General features: G+C 71.9%; 22 protein-coding genes. 12 read left to right on the top strand and 10 right to left on the bottom strand.

Features of this window, described 5'->3' with window-relative positions:
• The first annotated feature begins 20 nt into the window (after positions 1 to 20).
• From ABZ454_RS26440 to ABZ454_RS26415, 6 genes are all read left to right on the top strand, one after another.
• Positions 21 to 773, top strand: coding sequence for a GntR family transcriptional regulator (locus ABZ454_RS26440; RefSeq protein ID WP_359541479.1), 753 nt, complete (start codon positions 21 to 23; stop codon positions 771 to 773).
• Positions 770 to 895 (top strand): hypothetical protein, encoded by a 126-nt coding sequence (locus tag ABZ454_RS26435; RefSeq protein WP_359541478.1) that lies wholly within the window; start codon positions 770 to 772, stop codon positions 893 to 895. The genes ABZ454_RS26440 and ABZ454_RS26435 overlap by 4 nt, the downstream gene beginning before the upstream one ends.
• A gap of 262 nt (positions 896 to 1157) precedes the next feature.
• Positions 1158 to 1358, top strand: a complete 201-nt coding sequence (locus ABZ454_RS26430; RefSeq protein WP_356321746.1) for an SPOR domain-containing protein — start codon at positions 1158 to 1160, stop codon at positions 1356 to 1358.
• Positions 1359 to 1461: 103 nt separating this feature from the next.
• A complete protein-coding gene (locus ABZ454_RS26425) occupies positions 1462 to 1866 on the top strand; it encodes a (deoxy)nucleoside triphosphate pyrophosphohydrolase (RefSeq protein ID WP_359541476.1) in 405 nt (134 codons plus the stop codon).
• 176 nt (positions 1867 to 2042) lie between these two features.
• Positions 2043 to 2471 (top strand): ATP-binding protein, encoded by a 429-nt coding sequence (locus tag ABZ454_RS26420; RefSeq protein ID WP_356321743.1) that lies wholly within the window; start codon positions 2043 to 2045, stop codon positions 2469 to 2471.
• Between the two features lie 193 nt (positions 2472 to 2664).
• Positions 2665 to 5247, top strand: coding sequence for a SpoIIE family protein phosphatase (locus tag ABZ454_RS26415; protein ID WP_356321772.1), 2583 nt, complete (start codon positions 2665 to 2667; stop codon positions 5245 to 5247).
• Between the two features lie 42 nt (positions 5248 to 5289).
• On the opposite strand, the gene ABZ454_RS26410 is transcribed toward ABZ454_RS26415, so the two are convergent.
• Both ABZ454_RS26410 and ABZ454_RS26405 read right to left on the bottom strand, forming a co-directional pair.
• Entirely contained in the window at positions 5290 to 6003 is a 714-nt protein-coding gene (locus ABZ454_RS26410; protein ID WP_359541473.1) for a PspA/IM30 family protein, read from the bottom strand.
• A gap of 78 nt (positions 6004 to 6081) precedes the next feature.
• Positions 6082 to 8193, bottom strand: a complete 2112-nt coding sequence (locus ABZ454_RS26405) for a TPM domain-containing protein (RefSeq protein ID WP_359541472.1) — start codon at positions 8191 to 8193, stop codon at positions 6082 to 6084.
• Positions 8194 to 8462: 269 nt separating this feature from the next.
• On the opposite strand from ABZ454_RS26405, the gene ABZ454_RS26400 reads away from it, so the two are divergent.
• Positions 8463 to 9440 (top strand): hypothetical protein, encoded by a 978-nt coding sequence (locus ABZ454_RS26400; protein WP_359541607.1) that lies wholly within the window; start codon positions 8463 to 8465, stop codon positions 9438 to 9440.
• A 100-nt stretch (positions 9441 to 9540) separates the two neighbouring features.
• Here the strand turns inward: ABZ454_RS26400 and ABZ454_RS26395 are convergent, their stop codons facing one another.
• The 4 genes from ABZ454_RS26395 to ABZ454_RS26380 form a co-directional block, all read right to left on the bottom strand.
• On the bottom strand, positions 9541 to 10743 hold the full coding sequence (locus ABZ454_RS26395; protein WP_359541470.1) for a family 1 glycosylhydrolase: 1203 nt from the start codon (positions 10741 to 10743) through the stop codon (positions 9541 to 9543).
• Positions 10744 to 10847: 104 nt separating this feature from the next.
• Positions 10848 to 11759, bottom strand: coding sequence for a carbohydrate ABC transporter permease (locus tag ABZ454_RS26390; protein WP_359541469.1), 912 nt, complete (start codon positions 11757 to 11759; stop codon positions 10848 to 10850).
• Positions 11756 to 12748, bottom strand: a complete 993-nt coding sequence (locus tag ABZ454_RS26385; protein WP_359541466.1) for a sugar ABC transporter permease — start codon at positions 12746 to 12748, stop codon at positions 11756 to 11758. The genes ABZ454_RS26390 and ABZ454_RS26385 overlap by 4 nt, the downstream gene beginning before the upstream one ends.
• Positions 12749 to 12753: 5 nt before the next feature.
• The gene (locus ABZ454_RS26380; protein WP_359541464.1) at positions 12754 to 14004 is read right to left on the bottom strand and encodes a sugar ABC transporter substrate-binding protein; all 1251 of its coding nucleotides are present in this window, start codon (positions 14002 to 14004) and stop codon (positions 12754 to 12756) included.
• A gap of 253 nt (positions 14005 to 14257) precedes the next feature.
• Here ABZ454_RS26380 and ABZ454_RS26375 point away from each other — a divergent pair, with 253 nt between their 5' ends.
• The gene (locus tag ABZ454_RS26375; RefSeq protein ID WP_359541463.1) at positions 14258 to 15253 is read left to right on the top strand and encodes an acetylxylan esterase; all 996 of its coding nucleotides are present in this window, start codon (positions 14258 to 14260) and stop codon (positions 15251 to 15253) included.
• A gap of 90 nt (positions 15254 to 15343) precedes the next feature.
• On the top strand, positions 15344 to 15706 hold the full coding sequence (locus ABZ454_RS26370; RefSeq protein ID WP_359541461.1) for a hypothetical protein: 363 nt from the start codon (positions 15344 to 15346) through the stop codon (positions 15704 to 15706).
• 21 nt (positions 15707 to 15727) lie between these two features.
• On the opposite strand, the gene ABZ454_RS26365 is transcribed toward ABZ454_RS26370, so the two are convergent.
• Positions 15728 to 16783, bottom strand: a complete 1056-nt coding sequence (locus tag ABZ454_RS26365; protein ID WP_359541460.1) for a LacI family DNA-binding transcriptional regulator — start codon at positions 16781 to 16783, stop codon at positions 15728 to 15730.
• 169 nt (positions 16784 to 16952) lie between these two features.
• On the opposite strand from ABZ454_RS26365, the gene ABZ454_RS26360 reads away from it, so the two are divergent.
• From ABZ454_RS26360 to ABZ454_RS26350, 3 genes are read left to right on the top strand one after another with little or no spacing between them, the layout of a single operon-like run.
• A complete protein-coding gene (locus tag ABZ454_RS26360) occupies positions 16953 to 17408 on the top strand; it encodes a MarR family transcriptional regulator (RefSeq protein WP_356321733.1) in 456 nt (151 codons plus the stop codon).
• Complete coding sequence (locus ABZ454_RS26355; RefSeq protein ID WP_359541457.1) at positions 17405 to 18826, top strand: MFS transporter; 1422 nt, start codon at positions 17405 to 17407, stop codon at positions 18824 to 18826. The genes ABZ454_RS26360 and ABZ454_RS26355 overlap by 4 nt, the downstream gene beginning before the upstream one ends.
• Positions 18827 to 18861: 35 nt before the next feature.
• Positions 18862 to 19413, top strand: coding sequence for an isochorismatase family protein (locus tag ABZ454_RS26350; RefSeq protein ID WP_356321730.1), 552 nt, complete (start codon positions 18862 to 18864; stop codon positions 19411 to 19413).
• A gap of 9 nt (positions 19414 to 19422) precedes the next feature.
• On the opposite strand, the gene ABZ454_RS26345 is transcribed toward ABZ454_RS26350, so the two are convergent.
• From ABZ454_RS26345 to ABZ454_RS26335, 3 genes are read right to left on the bottom strand one after another with little or no spacing between them, the layout of a single operon-like run.
• Positions 19423 to 20196, bottom strand: coding sequence for a succinate dehydrogenase/fumarate reductase iron-sulfur subunit (locus tag ABZ454_RS26345; RefSeq protein WP_356321729.1), 774 nt, complete (start codon positions 20194 to 20196; stop codon positions 19423 to 19425).
• The gene (locus ABZ454_RS26340) at positions 20193 to 22103 is read right to left on the bottom strand and encodes a fumarate reductase/succinate dehydrogenase flavoprotein subunit (RefSeq protein ID WP_356321728.1); all 1911 of its coding nucleotides are present in this window, start codon (positions 22101 to 22103) and stop codon (positions 20193 to 20195) included. The genes ABZ454_RS26345 and ABZ454_RS26340 overlap by 4 nt, the downstream gene beginning before the upstream one ends.
• A complete protein-coding gene (locus ABZ454_RS26335; protein WP_359541455.1) occupies positions 22104 to 22886 on the bottom strand; it encodes a hypothetical protein in 783 nt (260 codons plus the stop codon).
• Positions 22887 to 22959 lie beyond the last annotated feature (73 nt).

Here is a 22959-nt window from a genome sequence, read left to right as displayed (position 1 = left end):
AACCTCTTGGGGAGTGGCCTGTGACTTTCGGTGAGCAGCCCGCCTATCTGCGCGTTGCGAGCGATCTGAGAGAGAAGATCGTCAACGGTTCGCTGCCGCCGCACACGCGTCTGCCGTCGCAGGCGCGGATCCGCGAGGAGTACGGAGTCTCGGACACCGTCGCGCTGGAGGCGCGCAAGGTGCTGATGGCCGAGGGGCTGGTCGAGGGCCGTTCGGGCTCCGGCACCTACGTGCGCGAGCGCCCGGTCCCGCGCCGGATCGCCCGGTCCGGCTTCCGGTCGGAGACCGGCGCCAGTCCGTTCCGGCAGGAGCAGACGGCGGAGGGTGCGCGGGGGACCTGGGAGTCCCGGAGCGAACAGGAGGCGGCGAGCCCGGAGATCGCCGAGCGGCTCGCGGTCGAACCGGGCGACCGCGTGATGCGTACGCGGTACGTGTTCCGGGACGGCGGCGAGCCGATGATGCTCTCCACCTCCTGGGAGCCCCTCGCGGTCACCGGGCGCACGCCGGTGATGCTGCCGGAGGAGGGCCCGCTGGGCGGCTGCGGGGTGGTCGAGCGGATGGCCGCGATCGATGTCGTCGTGGACAACGTGGCCGAGCAGGTCGGTGCGCGCCCGGGGCTGGCGGAGGAGCTCCTGGCGCTCGGCGGGGTGCCGGGGCATGTGGTCATGGTGATCGAGCGGACGTACTTCGCTTCGGGCCGTCCGGTCGAGACCGCCGACGTGGTGGTGCCGGCCGATCGCTACCGGATCGCCTACCACCTTCCGGTTCGATGACCGGTAAGGCCGCGACGACCGGGGAGGCCGCGACGACCGCGATGACCGATGGGGCCGCGAAGGCCGCGACGACCGTGAAGGCCGCGACGCCCGCGACGACCGGGCGGGCCCGGGTTCCGTGACGCCGCCCGGGCGGTCGTGACGTGTGACGGCTTGTCATGTCCCGTACCCCACCGCCGTTCGGGTCCGGGCGGGGGAGGGAACGTCGGGGGCGCATCCGATGGGATGCGCCCCCGACGTGTTGGTCCACTCCTGGCCGGATCGGTATCTCTTTGTGCAATTACGCATGCGTTGAGTAAAGGTCAGGCGTACGCTCGGGCATATGCGTACTGCGGTTTCCTGGGGATCCTTAGAGACGTGCACGCCGTTCAGGGGAGGGGCGCAATGCTGGGGAGGGGCACGATGAGCGACAGCGGTGCCGTGCTCCCTTGGCTGGTGATACGGCAGGACGACAACGGCAACCGCTACCGCGTGGGCAGGTACGCCACGCAGGACGAGGCGCAGCGGACCGCCGACAAGCTGCAGGACCACGGCCACAAGCAGCTCTACTGGGTGGAGCGCATAGGGCAGACCGCGCGCCCGTAGTGCGCCGCGCCGGCCCCGCCGCGTCTCGACCACCGCTCGCGGCTCCTGGCGGGGTGGCCGCCGCCTGGCGGGGTGGTCATGACGCGGTATTACGCTCCGCTGCATGACTGATCGCGTGGTGGTGGCCGGAGCCGTCTACGACCGGGGGCGGCTGCTGGCCGCGCGTCGCAGCGCCCCGCCGGAGCTGGCCGGACGATGGGAGCTGCCCGGCGGCAAGGTGGAGCCGGGGGAGAGCGGCGAGCAGGCGCTCGTCCGTGAGCTCCGCGAGGAACTGGGCATCGAGACGGAGCCGCTGGAGCGCATCCCCGGTGAGTGGCCGCTCAAGCCCGGCTATGTGCTCCACGTGTGGACGGCCCGGCTGCTGTCCGGTGTGCCCGCGCCCCTCCAGGACCATGACGAACTGCGCTGGCTCGGGCCCGGCGAGACCGGCACGGTGGACTGGCTGGACCAGGACCTGCCCGCGGTGGCCGAAGCCGTACGCCGGCAGCCCGGCGGCGCACACCGTTGAGCGGAGCGCCCGGCCCAGGGTCTGTGCGCCCCCTCCCCCCACGCACGCCCGTTCGTGCGCGCACCCCTACACCCGTACGCCCCACGTGTCGACACCAGCGATATTTCGTCCGTGATTCCGGGTATGTGGTGTTTAGTACCCCGCAAGCAGGGCGTTCGCGTTGCTGGTCTTGGGAAGTGATCGGCGTGATCGATACCGAAGGCGACTGCGCCGAGTGGAGCTTTCCGGCTGCTCCCGGCGCCGTGCGCACGGCACGGCACGCCGTCCACGAGGCGCTGCGCGGCTGGGGTCTCGACGCGACCGTCGGTGATGTGGCGGTTCTGCTGGTCAGCGAGCTGGTGACCAACTCGATGCGGTACACGGCGGGCCCCATCGGGGTGCGGCTGGTGCGCCCCCACCCCGACGGCGAAAGCCCCGCGGCGCACGACGGCCTGCTCGTGGAAGTCTCCGATCCGCTTCCGGATCCGCCCACCGAACGTGCGGCTGGACCCGACGACGAAGGCGGCAGAGGGCTGCAGCTGGTGGCCTGCTCGGCCCGCCGCTGGGGGACCCGTCGGGGAAAGAGCGGCAAGACGGTGTGGTTCGAGCTGGCCCTGCCTGGTTAGGAGTGAGGTGGGACGAACGGCGATCACGGCCGGCCGGTCAGAATCTGGCCGAAACGGACTGAGACCGTGCTGTGATCGTGAACGCCGTGTCGGTCGGGGCCGTAGTGCTGAATACTGCGGGCAGGACCGGTCCGGTGTGTGAGCTGGAGGGGACGGTCGCGTGAGCGAAATACCGGGGACAGCGGGCGACGTCGTGTGGCAGAGCAGTCCGCCTGGCTCCATCTACGACTACATCAAGGTCGCCTCCTTCTCGATCGGCCCCGACGGCCTGATCGAACAGTGGAGCCGCCGGGCCGCCGGTCTCTTCGGCGTTGCCGCTCACGAGGCCGTGGGCAAGGACCCGGTCGAGGCCTTCATGCCCGCCGAGCTGCGCCGGGACGGCCACCGGCAGATCGGCCAGGTGCTCGACGGCAAGGAGTGGACGGGCCTCGTCCCCTTCCGGATGCCGGGCGAGGACGCCGCGCACGGGCTCGCCGAGATCTATGTGATGCCGAGCGAGACGGCGACGGGTGAACGGGCCGCTGTCTGCATCGTCGTGGACGTCCGCGCCCTGCGCCTCATCGAGACGGACCTCGCGGCCTCAGAGGCCATTTTCGGCCAATCCCCGTTCGGGTTCGTCCTGTTCGGCACCGACCTGACCGTGGTGCGGGCCAACCAGCGCTTCGCCACGGTCTTCGGCGGCCGGGCGGACGACCACCGCGGCCGCACCGTCGTCGACTACCTCGCCGGCGCGGAGGCGGACCGGCTGACCGCCACCCTCGAACGCGTCCTGGCCACCGGCGACTCCGTCACCGACCTCCAGCTCGTCGGCACCGCCCCCGGCGAGACCGAGCGCCGCCACTGGTCGATGAACCTCTACCGGGTGCACAGCGGCTCGGGCCGCCCCGTCGGCATCGCCGGACTGGCCACCGATGTGACCCGGCGCCACATCGCCGCCCGGGAAGCCGCCAGCGCCCGGCGCAACCTCGCCCTGCTCAACGAGGCGAGCGCCCGCATCGGAAACTCCCTCGACCTGGAGACCACCGCCCGCGAACTCCTCGACGTCGCCGTACCCGGCTTCTGCGACCTCGCCTCCGTCGACCTCTACCAGGCCCTGCTCACCGGCGAGGAGACGCCGCCGGGCAGCGGGGGATCCCCGCGCCGGGAAGCGGTTGGCGGCTCCGCCGAACTGCGCCGCGTCGCCTTCGCCAGCGCCGTGTCGGACGCCCTGCCCGGCGCCCTCCCCGACACCGTCCCCGACCCCGCATCCGGCGCCGCCGGACCATGGACCGGCACCCGCCCGCCCGCGATGGGCGCCGTGCACCGCTACGCCTTCGGCTCGCCCTGCGCCATCGCCCTGCGCACCGGCCACGTGGAGGACGTCCCCAGCGACGACCGGGGCCTCGTCCAGTCCACGCTCGCCGTGCCGTTGGTCGCCCACGACACCGTGGTCGGCCTCGTGCAGTTCTCCCGTACGAAGGGCAGCGAGCCCTTCGGCGAACGGGACCGCGGTCTGGCCACCGAACTCGCCGCACGCGCCGCCGTCTGCATCGACAACGCCCGCCTCTACCGTCGCGAGCACGAGCGGGCGCTGATACTCCAGCGCAGCCTGCTGCCGCCCGGCGACCCGGAGGCGGCCGGCCTAGACATCGCCTGCCGCTACCTGCCCGGCAACACGGCGACCGAGGTCGGCGGCGACTGGTTCGACGTGATCGAACTCCCCGGACACCGCACCGCCCTCGTCGTCGGGGACGTGATGGGCCGTGGGCTGCGCGCCGCCGTGGCCATGGGCGAACTGCGCACCGCCGTCCGCACCCTGGCCCTCCTCGACCTGGAGCCCGCCGAGGTCCTCTCCGCGCTCGACGAGGTCGCCCGGGGACTCGGCACTCCTGGCGCGGGCACCTCGTCCGACGCGGGCGGCGGCGCCCAGTGGCCCTCGCGGGCCGCCCACAAGTCGCGCGAGGCGGACCTCTCGGAGGTCTATCTGGCGACCTGTGTCTACGCCGTCTACGACCCGGTCACCCGGCGCTGCACCTTCGCCAACGCCGGTCACCTCCCTCCCGTCGTCGTCGAGCCGGGCGAGTCCGCGCTGCTCCTCGACGTCCCGCCGGGCATGCCGCTCGGCGTCGGCGGCGAACCCTTCGAGGAGGTCGAGGTGGAGCTCAAGGAGGGCGCCCTCCTCGCCCTCTACACCGACGGTCTCGTCGAGTCCCGCGACCATCCCCTGGATGAGGGCCTCGAAGCCCTGCGCGGCTCCCTCGTCGAACCCGACCGGCCCCTCGAGGACGTCTGCGACCACGTACTGAGCTCGCTCGACACCCGGCACGGCGAGGACGACATCGCCCTGCTGATGGCCCGCATCCAGGGGCTGCCCGCCGACGCCGTCGGCGACTGGCGGCTGCCCCGCGAGCCCCGCTCGGTCGGCCGGGCCCGCGAACTGGCCCGCGGCCAGCTGCTCGCCTGGAACCTCGACGACCTGGTGGACACCACCGAACTGCTGGTCAGCGAACTCGTCACCAACGCGCTGCGGTACGGCGAGGGCGAGATCAGGCTCAGGCTGCTGCGCGACCGCACCCTCGTGTGCGAGGTGTGGGACGCGGGTCTCGTCCAGCCGCGGCGCCGGCGCGCACGCGACACGGACGAGGGCGGCCGCGGACTCCAGCTGGTCGGGCTGCTGAGCGCGGCCTGGGGCTCGCGCCGGACGCCGCGGGGCAAGACCGTCTGGTTCGAACTCCCGCTGCCCGACGGCCGGCCGGCCGCCGAGCGCACGGTGGACGAACTGCTCAGCATGTTCTGACCCCGATCCTGAGACCGGCCCTGACCCCGGTCTCCGGCGGACTCACAAGGCGGTCTTCAGCGCGGCGAGGCGGGCCTCCACCTCGGCGCTGTCGCCCAGCGCGTCCAGCTGCTCGAACTGGGCGTCCAGCGACGACGCGGCGAGCTCCTGCTTGCCCAGCGCCTTCGCCTCCTCACGCCGCACCTTGTCCTCGAACCGGCTGAGTTCGCTCGTCGGGTCGAGGACGTCGATGTTCTTGACGGAGTCCATCATCCGGTTCTGGGCCTGGGCGGACTTGGCGCGGGCGACCAGCTCGTCCCGCTTGGCCTTCAGCTCCGACAGCTTCGCCTTCATCTGGTCCAGGCCCGACTTCAGCTTGTCCACCACCTCGGTCTGGGCGGCGATGGTGGGCTCCGCGGTCTTCGCCTCCTTCTCCGCCTGGAGCTGGCGGCCCAGCGCCACCTTGGCCAGGTTGTCGAACGTGTCGGCCTCCGGTCCCGCTCCGCCCGCCCGCAGCTCATCGGCCTTCCGGCTGGCGGCCAGCGCCTTCCGGCCCCACTCCTCGGCCGCCGCGACGTCCTCGCGGTGGTCCTGCTCCATGAGGCGCAGATTGCCGATGGTGGCGGCCACGGCCTGCTCGGCCTCCGAGATGTTGGACGTGTAGTCGCGGATCAGCTGGTCCAGCATCTTCTGCGGGTCCTCGGCCTGGTCGAGCAGAGCGTTGACGTTGGCCTTCGCCAGCTGGGTGACGCGTCCGAGAATGGTCTGCTTGGTCATGGCACCTCTCCTGTGTATCCGGTCCCGCTCCGTGGACTGAAGCGACGTGACGCGCACGCGTACGGCGGTGGGCATCGTCTAGAAGCGGCCGCCGCCGCCCCGGCGGCCGCGGGTGCCCCCGCCGCCGAAACTTCCGGGCCCGCCGAATCCCCCACCGCCCCCGAACCCCCCGCCGAATCCGCCGCCCCCGAAGCCGCGTCCCCGGCCGCCGCCGCCCAGGAGCCCGCCGAGGATGATGCCGCCGAGGACCGCACCGCCCGTGCCGCCGCCCCCCGACATCCCGCCGCCCGGGCCCCCGTACGCGCGCACGTCCCCTTCCGCCAGGCTCCGCGCCTCACCGGCCAGCGCGGTCGCCCGCCGCGCCTCGGCCAGCGCGGCGGGCGCGTCGTCCGTCCCGGCGAGCGCGCCGGCCCGCTCCAGCCGCCGCTCGGCCTCCGCCAGCCGGGTCCGGGCCTGGCTGCCGACCGCACCACGGTGGGTGGCGACGTAGTCGGCCGCGGCGGCGACGGCCGACCGTGCGGTGAGCATCGTCTGGTCGAGCAGGGCGCGGGCCCGCCGGCCGTCCCGCTCCCGCTCGCGCGCACCGGCCAGCGCCTCGTCCAGCACCGCGTCCGCCTCCTCCACCCGGCGCAGGGCGTCGATCGGGTCGTACGCGCCGGCCCCCATCTCCTCCCGCACCTCGCGGGCCACCGCCCGGGCGCGGGCGATCCTGCCGCTGAGGTCCGCGGTGGACACGCCCTCGGCCGTGCCCTCCAGCAGCCCTCCCGCGTCCGCCAGATCCGTGTCCGCCTCGGTCAGGGCGGCCGGCAGCGCGGCCGCCGCCTCGTCCAGTTCCCGCGCGCGCCGGTCGACGGCGTCGACGAGGGTGACCGCCTGGCCGACCGCGCCCTCGACGGCCCGCACGTACACCGCGGCCCCGGCGTGGTCGCCGCCGTCCACCGCCTGCCGCGCCCGGTTGAGCGACGACGTCGCGAACACGAGCCGGTCCTTGGCCTGTTCGATGCCGCTCGCCGCGGGGGCCGACGCCGACTCCTTGTAGCGGCCGCGCAAGGCGGCGAGCGTGGCCTCCGCGGCGGTGACCCGGCCGGCGAGGGAACGGAACGCGGTCTCGGCCGCCGCGAGGGCCTGCGGGGCGTCGCGTTCCAGTTCCCGCAGCCGGTCGAAGTCCTCGGAGACCTCGTCCAGCCGCTCGTTGGCGTCCGCGCAGCGGCTGATGATCTCGTCCAGCATCCGCCGGCGCGTGGCGTCGTCCTCCGGGAAGGCGTCGTCGAGCTGTTGACGCAGGCGGAAGGCGGCCGTCAGCTCGCCCTTGGCGTAACCGACCGCCTCGGCGAACGGTACGGCGGCCTCCTCGCCGAACTGGGCGGTGGCGAACCCCAGTTCCTCTTCGCTCGTGCGGACCGCGTCGTCCGTGCCGACGAGCGTCTCCTTGGTCCGGGCGTCGAGTTCGGGGAGCGGGGTGAGTGGCTCCACCGGCTCGCCCGGCCCGCCACCGGCCGGTCCCCAGCCCGTCGCGCCGGGCGTCGTACGGGTGGTGGCGCGCCGCTTGCGGCGGCTGAACGTGTACGCGGCGACCGCTCCGACGCCGACGAGGAGCACGATCGGGAGGAAGAGGTCCCAGGTGCTCGTCCCGCCGGAGCCGCCCGTACCGGGGTCGGCGGCGCCCGGGGTGATCGCCGGGGTGGGGACGGGCGCACCGGTCAGGACGGCGGAGTAGCCGTCGGCGGCGCCGATCGCGGCGCCCGCCCAGTCGTTCTCCTTGAGCGCCGGTTCGATGGCCGTGCTCGCCACGTCCTGGAGCTGCGCGTCGGTGAGGCGGGAGTCCTGGTCGACGGAGTACGCGTACTGCCGGTCGTGGGTGGCGACGGCCAGCAGCACGTCGTCGCGGCCGAGCCCGTTGCGGCTCGCCGTCTCGTCGGCCCAGTCCTGCGCGGACCGCCCGGAGAAGTCACGGACATAGGCCACGAACAGCTGGACGCGGCGCTGCTCGTACAGCCGGTCGAGCGCGGTGGCCACCTGGGTGTCGCGGTCACCGAGCGCGTCCACCCGGTCGGTGATCTGTCCGTCGCGGGACAGCGTGATCGGACCGTCGGCGCGGGCGGCCGGTGCGGGGGAGAGGGCCAGCCAGCACACCGCCAACAGCACGGCGAGCACGGCCCGCCCCGGTATGAGGATCCGGGTTCGGCTCACGGGCGGCATCACGGTTGCGAGGTTATGTCCGCCCCCGGCGCCCCGCGACCCGGCGAACGCTCCGCACGGCCCGCCCGGGAACGGCCCCCGCACCTGGTGCGTCCTGCTGTTCGTACGGGTGCGGCGCGCCGCCGGGCGCGCCCCGCCGTTCGTACAGCCGGGGTACACCGAGACATGCGGGGGGCGCGCACGTGCGTGGGCGGACGGGGCGGGCGTTCACCGCGGTACGGAGCCGGGCGGCCCGGTCGCTCCGTACCTGGCCGAGGCGGATCGCGCTGGGACTGGTCCTGGTGACCGTGGTGCCGGTCCTCACCGCGGGCGTCGCCCTGCGCCTCAACTTCACCGGCGATCCCGGGGACGGCACCCGGACCCGTGGCCGCGACGCGATCTGGCTCGGGCACGCCTGGGTCGACGGCCGGAAGAGGGACGCCGACCTCGCCGCGTTCGCCGCCCGGATCAAGGGGACGGGCATCAAGGACCTGTACGTCCACGCCGGACCGCTGGAGCACGACGGAACCCTGCCCGCCTCCCGCTACCCCCGGGCCCCTTGGCTGATCGACGCCGTGCACCGCACCCTGCCCGGCGTGCGCGTCCAGGCCTGGCTCGGGGACAGGCTCGCGGGCGAGGGATCCGACGGGCTGCGTCTGGAGCGCGACGCCTCGCGCGAGGCGGTCGTCGGATCGGCGCGGCAGATCTTGGACGCCGGGTTCGACGGGGTCCACTTCGACCTGGAACCGCTGCACTCCGGCGACGCGCACTACCTCTCGCTCCTGGACGGCCTGCACGCCCTCACCCGGGCCCGCGCGGCGCCGCTCTCCGTCGCCGCCCACCAGATCGACCCGCTGCCCGCCGCGCAGACCGTCCTCGGCGCGGTCACCGGCCGGGGCAAGTGGTGGTCGCAGGAGTACTTCGGGCAGGTGGCCCGCAAGGTCGACCAGATCGCCGTCATGTCGTACGACACCTGGATGCCGACGGAAGGGCTGTACGGCGGATACGTGGCCGAACAGACCGCGCTGGCCCTCGAAGTGACGCCCCGCGGCACCGATCTGCTGATGGGGCTGCCGTTCTTCCACGAGAACGACCTGGGGCACCACGCGTCGGCGGAGACGGTCGCGGCCGCGGTCCGTGGCACCAGACTGGGGCTGGGGCGCACGGACCGCGGCCGGGAACGGTTCGGGGTGGCGCTCTACGTCGACTTCGCCGCGCGGGAGGGCGACTGGACGGCGTACCGGGAGGGCTGGCACTGACCCCGGCACGGGTGCGGTACGGGAGCCGGCGGATGTCAGGTTCCGCCGGCTCCCGCACGGGCGGGAGCCGTCAGGAGCTCCCGGTCCTGGGGCCGGTCTCTCAGCCGGCGGCGCGGGGCAGGGCGCGGGTGCGGCCCATCTCGCCCAGCCAGACGGCGGACGGCTTCGGCAGCCGCTCGAACGTCTCCGGATTCCAGCCGATGAGGCCGAAGGCGGGCTTGTAGGAGCCCCACTCGTAGTTGTCCAGCGCGCTCCACGCCAGGTAGCCCTGGATGTTGAGGCCGTCCTCCAGTGCGGAGGCGACCTCGTTCAGCGCGCCGGTGTAGTAGTCGACGCGCCGGCTGTCGTCCTCGGTGGCGATGCCGTTCTCGGTGACGATCAGCGGCATGTCGCGGCCCACGACGTCGGCGGTGTGGCGCAGCGCGTATCCGACGGCCGAGGGGTAGTACTCCCACTGCGTCAGGGTGCGCTCGGCGTCGTCCGCGGTGGGGACCGGGCCGTCCGTGCCGATCAGGGTCCGGGTGTAGGACTGCACACCGATCCAGTCGTCGCCGCGGGCGGCCTCGATGAAGACGTCCTCGCGGGGGTGGCGGTAGGCGGCGGTGACCTCTTCGGCGCCGGGGAGGGCCTGGTAGACCTGGTTGGCGACGGTCCAGCCGACCTGGATCGCGGGGTTGATCGCCTTGACCTCCTTGACGGCCGCGTGGTGGGCGGCGATCACGGCCACGGTGGTCTCGTCGTCCGGGGTCGGCAGGCCGGCGGGCGGGAAGCCGATGTCGCCGCGCTTGGCCTGGCCCGCCATGACGGCGATCATGTTCGGCTCGTTGATGGTGCAGACGTGGCTGACGCCTTCGCCGATGACCGGCGCGCAGGCCGCGACGTAGCGGGCGAACAGCTCGGTCGCGCCCTCGGAGGTGAAGCCGCCGCGGGCTTCGAACCACTGGGGGACCGTGAAGTGGTGCAGGGTGACCATGGGGCGCAGCCCGCGTTCGAGGGCGCCCTCGACCATCCGGCGGTAGTGGGCGAGCTCCGCCCGTGAGAACCGTCCCTCGACCGGCTCGATGCGGGCCCACTCGATGGAGAACCGGTAGTCGGTGAAGCCCAGTCCGGCGAGCACGTCCATGTCCTCGTGCCAGCGGTGGTAGCTGTCGCAGGCGTCCAGGCTGGGTTCCTGGATGTGGGTGCCCGCGGTGTGCTCCTTGACCCACCAGTCGCTGTTGGTGTTGTTGCCCTCGATCTGGTGGGCGGCCGTGGAGGCGCCCCACAGGAAGCCTTCGGGGAACGGGACCTGGGTGTGCGTCATCGCAGACTGTCTTTCTGGTGCGTGAGGGGTGCGGCCGGCGCGGTGGGGTGCGGGGTGCGCGGCCTCGTACGAGTCGGTGGGGCGGCGGGCCGCCCCGGGGCGGGCTACTTCATGCCCGCCGTGGCGATGCCCTGGGTGAAGTGCCGCTGGAGCGCGATGAACACGACCAGGACCGGCAGCACGATCAGGAAGGACCCGGCCATCAGCATGCCGTTGGAGCCGCCCGACTTGTTCGGGTCGGTGGCGAACGTCGCCAGGGCGACCGGGAGGGTGTACTTGTCGGGGTCGTTGGTCGCGATGAGCGGCCAGACGAAGTTGTTCCAGGACCCCAGGAACGTGAAGATCGACAGCGTCGCCAGCGCGGGCTTCACCAGCGGCATCACGATCCGCCAGAAGATGTACCACTCGCCGGCGCCGTCCATCCGGGCCGCTTCCAGCAGTTCGTCCGGGATCGACTGCATGAACTGCCGCATGAGGAAGACCCCGAAGGCGCCTGCCGCGAACGGCAGCACCAGACCGGCGTACGAGTCGATCAGGCCCATCTTGCTCATCAGGACGAACAGCGGCAGCAGCATCAGGTTGCCGGGCACCATGAGGGCGCCGAGCACCAGCCCGAAGATCTTGTTGCGGCCGGCGAAGTTCAGCTTGGCCAGGGCGTACCCTAGCATCGAGCAGAACACCAGGTTCGAGACGGTGACCAGCACCGCCACGATCACCGAGTTCATGAAGTACAGCGGCAGATCGAGCTTGTCGAGCAGGTCCCGGAAGTTGTCCAGGGTCCACTCGGTCGGGATCCAGACCGGCGGGCTCGCGGTCAGCTCGCTCGTCGTCTTGAACGCGGACAGGGCCATCCACAGGAACGGCGCCGACATGATCAGCAGGCCGAACGAGAGCAGGACGTGGACGAGGATCCGCTTCAGCGACCGCGGCCGCTTCTCCCCGCCCGTCCGTTCGGCGTCCCCGGGCTTCTTGGACGGCGCCGTCGAGACGGCGCCCGGTGCACTGGTGGCGCTCATTTCGTGTTGTCCTTCAGCAGTCGGAGCTGCAGCACCGTGATGCCCATGATCACTACGAAGAGGACATACGCCATGGCGCTCGCATAGCCCATGTGGAAGAAGTTGAAGCCCTCGCGGTACATGTTCAGCGACACGGTGAGCGTCGAGTCCGAGGGCCCGCCCTGCGTCATCACGAACGGTTCCTCGAACACGTTGAGGTAACCGATGGTGGTGATCACCGTGGCGTAGAGCAGCGTGGGCCGCAGGAGCGGGACCGTGATCCCCTTGAACTCCTGCCAGACGTTCGCGCCGTCCAGCCGCGCCGCCTCGCGCACCTCGGTGGGGATGGCCTGCAGACCGGCGATGAAGAGCACCATGACGGTGCCCAGGTTCCGCCAGACCGCCATCGCGATCATCGAGGGCATGGCGAGCTTCTCGGAGCCGAGGAAGTCCGGCGCGGTGAGGCCCACTTCGGAGAAGAGGCCCGCGACGAGGCCGTCGCTCGGATCGAGGACGAACCGCCAGACGACGGCGACCGCGACGATGGTGGTGACGACCGGGGCGTAGAAGCCGACGCGGAAGAAGGTCCGGGCCCGGTCGATGCCGTTGTTCAGCAGGACGGCGACGACCAGCCCGAGGAAGATGGTCAGCGGCACGCCGATGACCACGAAGTACGCCGTGTTGAACAGCGACGTGAGGAACTTCTCGTCGCCGAACAGCTTGGTGTAGTTCTCGAACCCGATGAAGTTCGCGTCCATCGGATGCGTCACGTTGCGCAGTCCGAAGTCCGTGAAGCTCATCACCAGCGTGGCGATGATCGGGACGGCCATGAAGACGAGGAAGAGCACGAGGAAGGGAGTGGAGAACAGCCAGCCGGCCACGTTCTGCACGCCCATCGCGGGCTTCCTGCGACTTCTCGAACCCTTCGGCCCGGCGGCCGGGGACGCCGCGGTCCCCCGCCCGCCCTGCACCTTGGCCGGCTGCGCGGCCTTTCCGGTCGTGGTGCTCATGGCTCCTACTTCACGAGGCCTTCGATCTCGGACTGCGCGGTCTTCAGCGCGTCCTCGGCGGACGCCTTGCCCTGGGTCACCTTCGCGATGGCCTGGTCGACCTTGTCGGTGATCTCGGTCCAGTTGGGCAGCGAGGGGGAGGACTTGGCGGTGTCCATCTGCTTCTTGAAGATCTGCAGGCCGGCGTCGTCGGCGAGGGCACCGGAGGTCCAGGCGGCGGTGTTCGCCGGCAGGTCCTTGGTGCGCTCGTACCAGTCGGCCTGGCCCTTGGTGTCCGTCAGGTACTTGATGAACTCGGCGGCCGCGGCCTTGTGCTCGCTGTCCTTGGAGATCACCAGGGAGGAGCCGCCCGCCATCGAGACGGAGCCCTTGTCGGCGGGCACGTCGGCCACCGCCCACTTGCCCTTGAGCTGCGGCTGGCCCTCGTTCAGGAGGGTGACGTGCCAGGGGCCGCCGAAGAACATCGGGACGCGGCCGTTGCCGAAGTCCTTCACGACGTCGTAGCCGGGCTGCACGGACTTGTTGGAGAGCCCCTTGTCGAAGTACGAGCCGTACTCCTTGAGCGCCTTGACGGCCTCGGGACTGTCGATGACGGCCTCTCCCCTGTCGTTGACGATCTCGCCGCCGGCCGAGTACAGGAAGGAGTAGAAGTTCTGCACCGTGTCCAGGCCGCTGGGCTGGATGGACAGGCCCCACTTGGTACCGGCCTTCTTCTGGTAAGCGGTCGCGAGGTCCCGCATCTCCTTCCAGTCGGCCGGAGGCTTGGTGACACCGGCCTTCTCGGCCAGGTCGGTGCGGTAGTAGAGGACGCGGGTGTCGACGTACCACGGGACGCCGTACGCCTGGCCGTCCACCTCGCCCTGCTGCCAGCCGGCCGGGAAGAAGTCCTTCTCCTGGAAGGTCTTGGTGTCGACCGGCTCCAGAACGCCGAGCTCGGAGAACTCGCCCATGTAGCTCCCGCCCATCTGCGCCACGTCCGGCATGGTGCCGGCGGCGGCCGCGGAGACGAGCTTCTGGTGGGCGACGTCCCAGCCGACCGGGGTCACCTTGACGGTGATGTTCGGGTGGGCCTTCTCGTAGACCTTGGCGACGTCCGCGAGCTTCTCGCCCTCGGCCCCCATGGCCCAGACGGTGAGCGTCTGCTTGCCGTCCGCGGCGACGTCCTCGCCACCCGAGCTGCCGCACGCGGTGAGGCCCAGGGAGAGCACGACAGCGATACCGATGCCGGTGGAGGCGGTTCTGGCGGTGCGGGACATGGAGGGCTCCTCCTTGAGCAATCCGGATGTATGCGCTGCCTGTAAGCGCATACATCACTCTGCGGCAGAGCTCCGGGAATCCGCAAGAGGGTGCTAGGTCACACTCCCGCAACGTGGTGGACGCCGGAATGTCCACTCGGAACCGTAGGGGGCGGATGTACGGGAAAGGTGAGGGTGTGACTGATTCCGCACCATTGATTCCACGGTGGAAAACGGGTCCCACCGCGAAACGAGCGGGGATAGTGTCGTGATCATGACCTCGTTCGTGCATGACTTCCCCTTCGACCCGGCCTACGGGCGCACCCTCGACGAGCTGGAGGCCGTGCCCGCGCCGCCCGCCCCCGACGGCTTCGAGGACTTCTGGCGAGCCCGGTACGCGGCGGCACGCGCGGTCGCGACGGATCCGGAGATGGGGCCGCTGGAGGACGAACGCGACGGCGTGCGGATCCACGGCGTGACCTATACCTCGGTCGGCGGCGTGCGCCTGGGCGGCTGGCTGGCGCTGCCGGCCGCGGGGGAGCCCGCGCGCCACGGCTTCGTCATCGGGCACGGGTACGGGGGCCGGGAGGAGCCGGGCCCCGACGTGCCGCTGCCCCTGCCGTCGGCGGCCGCGATCCTGCCGTGCGTACGGGGCATGGGGGCGCGCGGTCTCGTCGCGGGCATCCCCGACGTCTCCTCCGGCCATGTGCTGCACGGCATCGAGTCGCGCGACACGTACGTCATCGGCGACTGCGTGGCGGACCTGTGGTGCGCGGCATCCGCGCTGGGGGAGCTGGTGCCGGAGCTCGTGGGGCCGGGCCGGCTGGGCTACCTCGGGGAGAGCTTCGGCGGGGGGCTCGGCGCGCTGGCCCTGCCGTGGGACGAGCGGTTCGCCGCGGGGCAGTTGACGGTGCCCACGTTCGGGAACCACCCGCTGCGGCTCACGCTGCCGTGTGCGGGGAGCGGGGAGGCGGTGCGCGGGTACCACCGCGAGCACCCCGAGGTCGTGGAGGTGCTGCGGTACTTCGACGCGGCGACGGCCGCGGGGTTCGTGGAGCTGCCGACGCTGGTGGCGGCCGCGCTGTTCGACCCGTCCGTGCCGCCGCCCGGCCAGTTCGCCGTGCACAACGCGCTGGCGGGGGAGCGTGAGCTGCTGGTGCTGCCGGCGGGGCACTTCGAGTACGAGGGGCTGGAGCGGGACGCGGCCGGGCTGGTGGCGGCGCGACGGGAGTTCTTCGGGAAGCGGCTGATTCGGCGGACGGAAGCGTGAGCGGGGGCGGGCACGGACGCGGGCGGCGAGCGCGGACGCGGTGGGTAACTTTGGTTGTCGAATGCTCGCTCGGTAACTAAAGTTGTCAGCATGACGCAGCCGGAGATCACCCCTGAGGAACAGATCGCCCTCGACAAGGCCCTCTATGAAGCGCTCGAACCGCTCGCCGCAGCCCTGCGCGCCCGGGCGAGCGGGCTCCCCGAGGAACGCATGTGGGACGCCGACCCCGTCGAGGTGAGCCTGTCGGTCCTCGCCACCTGGAAGGCGGTCGACGTGGAGGTCAAGCGCCTGACGGCGATCGCGGCGAGGACCGCCGGCTCCTACGGGGCGAACTACGAGCAACTTGGCGCCGCCTGGGGGATCACCCGGCAGGGCGCCCGCAAGAAGTGGCCCGAGGCCGTCGACAGGCCCGCCCCCGCGGAAGCGGGGGACGGCGTCGGCGGCCGGGCCTGAAGCGGCCGGGCGGGCCGTCGTTCAGCCGCAGCCGCAGCTGGCCCGGCGGATCACGGAGACCGGAAGGGTGAGCGACACCGGTTCGCGGCCGGTGTCGCTCAGCCGCTGGACCAGCAGCTCGACCGCCTGCTCGCCCAGCCGGCGGATCGGCTGGCGCACCGTCGTCAGCGGCGGCTGCACGATCCGGCCGAGCGGAATCCCGTCGAAGCCGGTCACCGCCATGTCCTGCGGCACCCGCACCCCGCGCCGGGCCAGGGCGCGCAGGGCGCCCACCGCCATCTGGTCGTTGGCGAACAGCATCGCCTCGGGCCGCTCCCCGCCCCGGTCCAGCAGGGTCTCGGCCGCCCGCGCGCCCTCGGCCTGCTTCATCATCGTCGTCCGCAGGGCCGGCTCGTCCGGCGCCGGGAGGCCGGCCTCCCGGCACGCCTCCTGGAAACCGAGGAACCGGGCCTCCGCGTCCGGTGAATCGGTGTCGCCCCCGACGAAGACGAGCCGGCGCAGGCCGTGGTCCTCGATCAGGTGGCGGGTCAGCTCGCGTTGACCGTCGGCGTTGGCGACGACGATGTGGTCGAGGTGGTCGATCTCGCGGGGCCCGGCGAGCATCACCACCGGCAGCCGGCGCGAGATCACTTCCAGGTCCTCGGTCGGCACGGTCTGCGCGAGGACCGCGAATCCGTCCACCCGCCCCGCGACCTTCGCGACCAGGCTCTCCGGGCCGCCCTCCAGCGACGCCGCGATCAGCAGCGCGTACCCGTGCCGCCGCGCCGCGCGCTCCATGCCCCGGATGATCTGGTCGGAGTAGAGCATCACCGCGTCGTCGGCGTCGCTGTCCGCCTCGGCGTCGGCCTCGGCGTCCGGGTCGGCGTAGTCGGGGAAGCACAGGCCGAGCACGCCGGTGGTGCGGCTCGCGAGCCCGCGCGCGTTGCCGCTCGGTACGTAACCGAGCTCGCGGGCCGCGTCGAGCACCCGCTCGCGGGTCTGGGCGCGCACGGATTCCGGGGTGCGGTAGACCCGCGAAACCGTGGCGATGGAGACGCCCGACCGCTCCGCGACGTCGTACACCGTTGGGGCGCTCACTCGACCGACCGTCCGCTTCTTCTTCCGTGCCGACGCGTACCGGCACAACCCTGACGTACACGTTTTGAAAGCGCATTCACCCTAGATCGCGGGCCGGGCGCGGGCAAGGCCATCCAGAGTTCGACAGGCAACCTTGCAAGATGGCTTGTACATCTTTTACGGTGAAGGCATGACGCGACCGCCCACGACTCCGCCCGCCGACCCGACCGCCCAGGAGGTGGCCGACCGGCTCGCCCCGGTCGTCGGCAGGCTGCTGCGACGGCTGCGGTCCTCGTCGTCGGAGAGCCTGCTGACACCCACCCAGCGCTCGGTGCTCGCCCGGCTGGCGGACGGGGGTCCGGCCACCACGGCCGATCTGGCCCGCGCCGAGTTCGTGCGCCCGCAGTCCATGCGGCTGACGCTGGGGGCTCTGGAGGAGCAGGGGTTCGTCGAGCGGGCACCGGATCCCGTCGACGGCCGCAAGTCGGTCATGTCGATCACGGACCCCGGCCGCACGACCCTCGCCCGGGTCAGGGCCGCCAAGCGCGACTGGCTCGCCGAGGCCGTCGCCGCCGAGCTGGACGGGCCGCAGCGGCGCACCGTCGTCGAAGCCGTCACGCTCATCGAGCGCCTGGTCGGTTCATGACCGGACGGCATCCGCTTCCCCGGGCGACAGCCGAGAAGGCGCACCCGCACGAGGCGGCGCCCGCCCCCGGGTTCAGCGCCCGGCTCACCGCCCCGCTGCTGCTCGGCTCGCTGCTCAACCCGCTCAACACCACCATGATCTCCACCGCGCTGGTGGCGATCGGGCACCACTTCGGCATCGGCGCCGCCGACACGGCCTGGCTGATCTCGGTCCTCTACCTCGCGAGCGCCGTCGCCCAGCCCGTCCTCGGGAAACTCGCCGACGTCCTCGGCCCCCGCCGCGTCTTCCTCGCCGGCCTGGTCGTCGTCATCGCCTCCGGACTGGTCGGGGCTCTCGCCGAGAGCTTCGGCCAGCTGATCGTGTCCCGGCTGCTGCTCGGCATCGGGACGTCGGCCGCCTACCCGGCCGCCATGGCCGTACTGCGCGACGAGTCGGCGCGGGTCGGCCGGGCCACCCCGCGCCCCGTACTGGCCCGGCTCTCCTTCGCCGCGCTCGGCAGCGCGGCCGTCGGTCCCACGCTCGGCGGGCTCCTCGTCATGGTCGTCGGCTGGCGCGGCATCTTCGCCGTCAACGTGCCCGTGGCACTCGTCGCGTGCGGCGCCGCGCTGCTGTGGATCCCCGCCGACCCGCCCCGGCGGCTGAACGCCGACGGGAGCACGCCCCGCCTCGCTCTGGACCCGCTCGGCATCGGCCTCTTCGCCGCGGCCCTGACCGTCCTGGTCTTCTTCCTGCTCGACCTCGCCCACCCGATGTGGTGGCTGCTCGCGCCGTTCGCCGTGCTGGCCGCAGCGCTCGTGCGGTGGCAGCTGCGCTGTCCCGAGCCCTTCATCGACCTGCGGACGCTGGCGACGAACGCCGCGCTCTCGCGGACGTACCTCCGGCACGGCGTCAGCTACCTGCTGATCTACGTCGTGATGTACGGGTACACCCAGTGGCTGGAGGAAGCCCGGGGCTACTCGTCCGGGCACACCGGCCTGCTGATGCTGCCGATGTCCGTCGCCGCGCTGGTCTGTTCGCTGCTCGGCGCCCGCACGAGAGGCATCCGCGGGCCCCTCACCCTGGCCTGTGTCCTGCTCACCGCCGGGTCGGGACTGCTGTTCCTCCTCACCGGCGACACCCCGGTCGCCGTCCTGCTGCTGGCGGGCGCCTGCTTCGGCATCCCGCAGGGGCTGATCGGTACGAGCAACCAGGCGGCCGTCCAGGCCTACGCCCCGCCCGAGTCCATCGGCTCCGCCGCCGGCCTCCAGCGCACCGCCCAGTACATAGGGGCCATCACCGCGTCCAGCCTCATCGCGCTCGCGTACGGGCAGTCGGCCGGTGACCACGGGCTGCACCTGATGGCCGGGGTGGCCGCCGTACTCGGCGTGCTGCTCATCGTCCTCACCGTCACCGACCGCGCCCTGCGCGGCCGTACCTGAACCCACCGGGCACCACCCAGGCAAGGAGCACCACCATGAGCGCCACCACCCTCGACCCGAACACCGCGCTGGTCGTCGTCGACCTCCAGAAGGGCATCGTCGGGCTGCCGACCGCCCACCCCGCCGCCGAGGTCGTCGCCCGTGCCGCGACCCTCGCCGACGCCTTCCGGGCCAAGGGCCTCCCGGTCGTCCTGGTCCGCGTCACCGGCGGCGCCCCCGGCCGCACGGAGGGCCCCGCCCGGTCCGGGCAGCCGGCCGCCGACTGGGCCGAGATCGTCCCCGAACTCGGCCCGCACGACGGCGACGTCATCGTCACCAAGCAGCAGTGGGGCGCCTTCTACGGCACCGACCTCGACCTCCAGCTGCGCCGCCGCGGCGTCACGCAGGTCGTGGTGGCCGGGATCGCGACCAGCATCGGCGTCGAGTCGACCGCCCGCTCGGCGCACGAGCACGGCTACCACGTCACCGTCGCGACGGACGCGGTGACGGACATGAGCGCCGAGGCCCACGACCACAGCGTCGAGCGGATCTTCCCCCGCCTCGGCGAGACGGACACCACCGACGCGATCGTCAAGCTGCTCGGCTGACCGCCGGCCCTACCGCGCGTCCCGCCGCCGGATCTTGTCGCCCAGCCACACCAGCGGGTCGTACTTGCGGTCCACGGCCCGCTCCTTCAGCGGGATCAGCGCGTTGTCGGTGATCTTGATGTGCTCGGGGCAGACCTCCGTACAGCACTTCGTGATGTTGCAGAGGCCGAGTCCGTGCTCCTCCTGGGCCGTCGCCTTCCGGTCGAGACCGGACTCGGCGGCGGCGTCCAGGGGGTGCATGTCCAGCTCGGCGACGCGCATCAGGAAGCGCGGTCCGGCGAAGGCCGCCTTGTTCTCCTCGTGGTCGCGCACCACATGACAGGTGTCCTGGCACAGGAAGCACTCGATGCACTTGCGGAACTCCTGCGAGCGGTCCACATCGACCTGCTGCATCCGGTAGTCGCCCGCCTTCACCCCCTCCGGGGGGACGAACGCCGGGACCTCCCTCGCCTTCGTGTAGTTGAACGACACGTCCGTCACCAGGTCCCGCACCACGGGGAAGGCCCGCAGCGGAGTGACCGTGATGGTCTCCTCACGGCCGAAGACCGACATCCGCGTCATGCACAGCAGCCGCGGCCGCCCGTTGATCTCCGCGCTGCACGAACCGCACTTGCCCGCCTTGCAGTTCCACCGCACCGCCAGATCGCCCGCCTGCGTGGCCTGGATGCGGTGGATGATGTCGAGGACGACCTCGCCGTCGTTGACCTCGACCTCGAAGTCCTCCAGACCGCCGCCGTCGGTGTCCCCGCGCCACACCCTGAACCGTGCGTCGTAGCTGCTCACTCGTGAAGCTCCTCATCGGCGAGGTACTTGACCAGCTCCTCCTTCTCGAAGAGGGAGAGCAGATCCGGACGGATGGGTTCGGTCACCTTGCGTACGAGAGCGATCCGGCCGCCCGCGGCATCCCGCTCGTCCGCCGGCCGGCACAGCAGATTGACCGGGCGCCAGGAGCGCTCCATCCCCGGACAGTCCTCGCGGGTGTGGCCCCCGCGGCTCTCGGTGCGCTCCAGGGCCGCCCGCGCGATGCACTCGCTGACCAGCAGCATGTTGCGCAGATCCAGGGAGAGGTGCCAGCCGGGATTGAACTGCCGGTGCCCCTCGACGCCGGCGCGCCGCGCCCGCTCGCGCAGCCCGGCCAGCTTGTGCAGGGCCTGTTCCATCTCGGGGGCCCGCCGGATGATGCCGACCAGGTCGTTCATCGTCTGCTGGAGCTCCTGGTGCAGGGTGTACGGATTCTCCGCCGGCTCTCCCCCGGCGGGGTCCTCCGCGCTGAACGGCCGCAGGGCCTCCGCGGCCGCCGCGTCGATCTGGGCCTGGTCCACGACGGGCGGGGTGCCGGCCGCCGCGGCGTACCCGGCGGCGTGCAGTCCGGCCCGCCGGCCGAAGACCAGCAGGTCGGAGAGGCTGTTCCCGCCGAGCCGGTTGGAGCCGTGCATGCCGCCCGCGACCTCGCCCGCCGCGTACAGGCCGGGTACGTCGAGGGCGGCGGCGGTGTCGGAGTCGACGGCTATGCCGCCCATCACGTAGTGGCAGGTCGGGCCGACCTCCATCGCCTCGGCGGTGATGTCGACGTCCGCCAGCTCCTTGAACTGGTGGTACATCGACGGCAGCCGGCGCCGGATCCGTTCCGCGTCCATCCGGGTCGACACGTCCAGGAACACCCCGCCGTGCGGCGATCCGCGCCCGGCCTTCACCTCGGAGTTGATGGCGCGGGCGACCTCGTCGCGCGGCAGCAGCTCGGGCGGGCGGCGGTTGTGGTCCGGGTCCTCGTACCAGCGGTCGCCCTCCTCCTCCGACTGCGCGTACTTCTCCTTGAACACGTCGGGGACGTAGTCGAACATGAACCGCTTGCCCTCGGAGTTGCGCAGCACCCCGCCGTCGCCGCGCACCGACTCGGTGACGAGGATGCCCTTGACCGAGGGCGGCCAGACCATGCCGGTCGGGTGGAACTGCACGAACTCCATGTTCAGCAGGGGCGCGCCCGCGAGCAGGGCCAGCGCGTGGCCGTCGCCGGTGTACTCCCAGGAGTTCGACGTCACCTTGAAGGACTTGCCGATACCGCCGGTGGCGAGGACGACCGCGGGTGCCTCCAGCACGAAGAAGCGGCCGCTCTCGCGCTCGTAGCAGAAGGTGCCCGAGACCCTCTCGCCGTCCTTGAGCACGCGGGTGACCGTGCACTCCTGGAAGACCTTCAGCCGCGCCTCGTAGTCGCCGGTCTCGCGCTCGTCCTCCTGCTGGAGGGAGACGATCTTCTGCTGGAGGGTGCGGATCAGTTCGAGGCCGGTACGGTCCCCGACGTGTGCCAGGCGCGGATACTCGTGCCCGCCGAAGTTGCGCTGGGAGATCTTCCCCTCGGGGGTGCGGTCGAACAGCGCGCCCCAGGTCTCCAGCTCCCAGACCCGGTCGGGCGCCTCCTTGGCGTGCAGTTCCGCCATCCGCCACTGGTTGAGGAACTTCCCGCCGCGCATGGTGTCGCGGAAGTGCACCTGCCAGTTGTCCCCGGAGTTCACATTGCCCATGGAGGCGGCGATCCCGCCCTCCGCCATGACCGTGTGCGCCTTGCCGAAGAGCGATTTGCAGATGACGGCGGTACGGGCGCCGCGCTCGCGGGCCTCGATCGCGGCGCGCAGCCCGGCGCCCCCGGCACCGACCACGACGACGTCCCACTGCTGCCGTTCGAGCTCAGTCATTCAGAAAAACCTCGGATCGTCGAAGGCGCCGGAGGCGACCAGGTACACGTAGAAGTCGCACGCCGCCACGCTGATCAGTGAGGCCCAGGCCAGCAGCATGTGACGGGCGTTGAGCCGCCCCACCCAGCCCCACAGCCGGTAGCGCACGGGGTGCTTGGAGAAGTGCCGCAGCCGGCCGCCGATGATGTGCCGGCAGGAATGGCAGGACAGGGTGTACGCCCAGATCAGGGCGATGTTGACCAGGAAGATCAGCGAACCGAGACCCATGTGGCCCCAGGCGTAGTGCTCGTCGCGGAAGGAGAGCACGGTGTCGTACGTGAGGATGCCGGCGACCGGCACCGCCGCGTAGAAGAAGTACCGGTGGATGTTCTGCATGATCAGCGGGAATCGGGTCTCCCCGCTGTACGACCGGTGCGGTTCGGCGACCGCGCAGGCGGGCGGCGAGGCCCAGAAGCCCCGGTAGTAGGCCTTGCGGTAGTAGTAGCAGGTCAGCCGGAAGCCGAGCGGGAAGATCAGGATCAGCAGGGCGGGGGACAGGCCCCACCAGCTTCCGAAGAGCTCCCAGTTCGGGCCGCCGCGCATGGGGGCGCAGTTGTCCGCCAGGCAGGGCGAGTAGAAGGGGGAGACGTAGGGCGCGGCGTAGTAGTCCGCGTTCGAGAACGCCCGCCAGGTCGAGTAGACGATGAAGGCGAGCAGGCCGCCCGCCGTCACCGCGGGCGCCAGCCACCAGCGGTCGGTCCGCAGGTGGCGGGCGGCGATGGCGGCCCGTGCGGGATGGTGCACGCCTCTCGTCCGGGCGGCCGCGCCGTCCGGTGGGCGGGGGTCCGTGCCCGGGACGCTGCCCGGGTCCTTGCCT

Source organism: Streptomyces sp. NPDC005803, from assembly GCF_040630435.1.
Lineage (GTDB): Bacteria > Actinomycetota > Actinomycetes > Streptomycetales > Streptomycetaceae > Streptomyces.
Note: the sequence above shows the minus strand (reverse complement) of the source record. Positions and strands in the feature narration are given on the sequence as shown.

Coding starts and splice junctions, on each gene's coding strand:
- ABZ454_RS26390 (WP_359541469.1), bottom strand. CDS start 11,759: ATGAGCGCCACCAGTGCACCGGGCGCCGTCTCGACGGCGCCGTCCAAG.
- ABZ454_RS26355 (WP_359541457.1), top strand. CDS start 17,405: ATGACCGGACGGCATCCGCTTCCCCGGGCGACAGCCGAGAAGGCGCAC.
- ABZ454_RS26375 (WP_359541463.1), top strand. CDS start 14,258: ATGACCTCGTTCGTGCATGACTTCCCCTTCGACCCGGCCTACGGGCGC.
- ABZ454_RS26350 (WP_356321730.1), top strand. CDS start 18,862: ATGAGCGCCACCACCCTCGACCCGAACACCGCGCTGGTCGTCGTCGAC.
- ABZ454_RS26430 (WP_356321746.1), top strand. CDS start 1,158: ATGCTGGGGAGGGGCACGATGAGCGACAGCGGTGCCGTGCTCCCTTGG.
- ABZ454_RS26410 (WP_359541473.1), bottom strand. CDS start 6,003: ATGACCAAGCAGACCATTCTCGGACGCGTCACCCAGCTGGCGAAGGCC.
- ABZ454_RS26385 (WP_359541466.1), bottom strand. CDS start 12,748: ATGAGCACCACGACCGGAAAGGCCGCGCAGCCGGCCAAGGTGCAGGGC.
- ABZ454_RS26395 (WP_359541470.1), bottom strand. CDS start 10,743: ATGACGCACACCCAGGTCCCGTTCCCCGAAGGCTTCCTGTGGGGCGCC.
- ABZ454_RS26435 (WP_359541478.1), top strand. CDS start 770: ATGACCGGTAAGGCCGCGACGACCGGGGAGGCCGCGACGACCGCGATG.
- ABZ454_RS26425 (WP_359541476.1), top strand. CDS start 1,462: ATGACTGATCGCGTGGTGGTGGCCGGAGCCGTCTACGACCGGGGGCGG.
- ABZ454_RS26360 (WP_356321733.1), top strand. CDS start 16,953: ATGACGCGACCGCCCACGACTCCGCCCGCCGACCCGACCGCCCAGGAG.
- ABZ454_RS26370 (WP_359541461.1), top strand. CDS start 15,344: ATGACGCAGCCGGAGATCACCCCTGAGGAACAGATCGCCCTCGACAAG.
- ABZ454_RS26380 (WP_359541464.1), bottom strand. CDS start 14,004: ATGTCCCGCACCGCCAGAACCGCCTCCACCGGCATCGGTATCGCTGTC.
- ABZ454_RS26340 (WP_356321728.1), bottom strand. CDS start 22,103: ATGACTGAGCTCGAACGGCAGCAGTGGGACGTCGTCGTGGTCGGTGCC.